Origin of the sequence: Moorena sp. SIO2C4 (genome assembly GCF_010672485.1) — a bacterium.
GTDB lineage: Bacteria > Cyanobacteriota > Cyanobacteriia > Cyanobacteriales > Coleofasciculaceae > Moorena > Moorena producens.
Map to the genome: position 1 here is coordinate 1 of NZ_JAAHGN010001030.1, position 2,676 is coordinate 2,676.

At 43.7% G+C, this 2,676-nt stretch carries 2 protein-coding genes; one reads left to right on the forward strand and one right to left on the reverse strand.

Features of this window, described 5'->3' with window-relative positions:
* The coding region (locus F6K20_RS33180; RefSeq protein WP_287297601.1) for a NifU family protein at positions 1-94 on the forward strand (94 nt) is incomplete at its 5' end.
* A 356-nt stretch (positions 95-450) separates the two neighbouring features.
* Here the strand turns inward: F6K20_RS33180 and F6K20_RS33185 are convergent.
* The gene (locus F6K20_RS33185; protein ID WP_008182437.1) at positions 451-2,187 is read right to left on the reverse strand and encodes an EAL domain-containing response regulator; all 1,737 of its coding nucleotides are present in this window, start codon (positions 2,185-2,187) and stop codon (positions 451-453) included.
* Positions 2,188-2,676 lie beyond the last annotated feature (489 nt).

Genomic DNA, 2,676 nt, shown 5'->3' on the forward strand with positions numbered 1-2,676 from the left:
TTGCCCTAGCTCTACCATGACCCTGAGAATTGGGATTGAGCGCCGCTTAAAGGAATTTATCCCTGAAATCCTTGAAGTGGAGCAAGTAATCTAAGCTGAATACTCAGTTAATGAGTGGGGAGTGCTGAGTGTTCAGCCGATTATAGCTGTTCTCATCTTGGATCGGAGAAAGTAGGGGCACGATCAGATCGTGTTCCTACAAAACAACTGTCTTCTAAACCATTGCTAATGGCTATAGCACTTACATTTTAGTTGTTAACATAATCCCTGAGGGAAAAGCTTCCAGGCAAAAGGCAAGAGGCCAAATAAATATAATAAAGTATATAGGGATTTTGGGTAATTTCAAAAAACTGTAACTATTTTTTACAATGAATTGTCAAATCTGATCAGATGTCTTAATAATGACTAACTAATAAAATAATTAAATAATTAAATTAATAAACCAATAAATTATCCCAGAGAAGAGAGTGAAAGCCTTTTACCAGTACTAAGCCATTCTGTGAAGGTTGGAGCCGATAATGGAGGACTGAAGCAATAACCCTGAATTTCATCACACTTATGACCACACAGGAACGCCAGTTGGCTAGCTGTCTCCACCCCTTCCGCTACCACCTTCAAGTTGAGACTGTGAGCCATTTGCAAAATCGCAGTCGTAATGGCTTCGTTTTTTACATCCTCTGTAAGTTGGCAAACGAAAGAACGGTCAATTTTTAACACATCAAAGGGAAATAGTCTCAGATAGCTCAGAGAACAGTAACCGGTTCCAAAATCATCAATCGAGATCTGAATACCAAAGGACTTTAACTCTTTTAAGGTAGCGATCGCATGGTTGGGATTGTCCATGAGGGTACTTTCGGTTAATTCCAATTGCAAATATCTCGGGTCAAGTTCGGTTTCTTCAAGAATTGCTAGGATTGAGTTACTGAGATTGGGTTGATTAAACTGATGTCCCGATAAATTTACAGCGATTTGTACTGGGGACAACCCTTGAGTTTGCCAGAGTTTGGCTTGGGTACAGGCTTTTCGCAGTACCCACTCTCCTAGAGGCACAATCAAACCAGTTTTCTCAGCTAGGGGAATGAATTTAGCTGGAGAGATTGCTCCCAATGCTCGATGATGCCAACGGATTAAGGCTTCTGCTCCCTCGATTTCTCCAGTTCTCAGATTTACTTTGGGCTGATAGTAAACTTGAAGTTCATCCTTTGGCAATGCTTGGCGCAATTGTAATTCTAGCCATAGGGCTTGTTGGGATTTGTCACCAATCGAAGCAATATAAAATTCGTAAGCCTTCTGTCCTTTTTGTCCAGCATTTTCTCTGGCTCCGTTGGCATGGGTGATCAGGGTATTTAGATCAAGAGCATCCCTACCAAAGCAGGCGATGCCGATTCTAGGGGTCAGGACAATCTCATATTCTCCTATAGTAAAGGGTAAGGATAAAGCATCGATCAGTGTTTCCGCCATTTGCCCTATCTCTGTCTGGTTAATTGTAGTAGCTAGCAAGATCACAAATTGATCTATCCCTAACTGAGCCACTGTATCCAAAGGTCCAACCCTACCAAGAAGTCGTTTGGCCACGGCCTGAAGTAACAAATCACCACTAACAGGGCCTAGGGTATTGTTGATCTGGTTGAGTTGGTCAAAGCTTAAAGACAGCACTGGCAGACGACGATAACGTCCCTGTCGTTGGAGCAGTAGTTGATTAAATCGCTCTTCTAGCAAGAGTCGGTTCGGCAAGTTAGTAACCTGGTCATAACGGAGTAGGTAGTTCAGTTGAGCTTGGACTTTTTTCAGTTCAAGATGATGGCGCTTGGTTTGATAAAGTCGTTTTTGTAGTCGAGTAGCGATCGCATCTAGCAATTCTTCGCGCTTAACAGGCTTGATCAGATAATCATCAGCCCCTAACCTCATCACCATACGCCAATCCGACCAGTCAGCTTTGGAGCTGAGGAAAATAAAGGGAATCGCAGCAGTGACGGGATCTTCCTGTAGAGTCTTTAAAACACCATAACCATCTAGCTGAGGTATGATTATATCACAAATAATTAAATCTGGCTGCTGGTTTTGAGCAAGCTTGACCCCACTGTTACCGTTGTCACTACTAATCGTCTCGAACCCTTCTGCTCTGAGCAGCGTGAGTAGCTTCTTCCGAATTATTGGCTCGTCTTCAATTACTAGAATCTTATTCATAGTTCTTTGGACTTAAATCAAGTGTAGTGGACATAGAAGGTGATCTTGAACAAGGTTTTGCGAAGGAACAGGGTAAAGATCTAACCAGGGATTTCAATACTGCAAGGGATCCCCCACAGTCGGATCACAGTAGCGAAACCCGATTTCCTTGGTGTAGCTGAATTTCGGTACGGGTGTCGGCTACTAACTCAGTAGTATTGGGAGGTATGTGACCTAGACTTGGTATCAGTATAGCGGTTTTTAATCTAGTAAGGTACAAGTTTTTGGGTTTTAGGGAGCAGGGACTTCGGAAGAGGGAGGGTGCATCTCATATTTGTAAAAAAGATCTCAAGTGTGGGGCCCGGGCGCGGGGCGGGGGCGCGGGGAGTGTGGGAATTTTCTCCCGAATTTTTGCCTAATTGCAAAACTGAGATGCACCCAAGAGGGAAGAGGAACCCACCCCTAACCCCTCCCAGGAGGGGAAGAGGGAAGAGGAACCCACCCCTAACA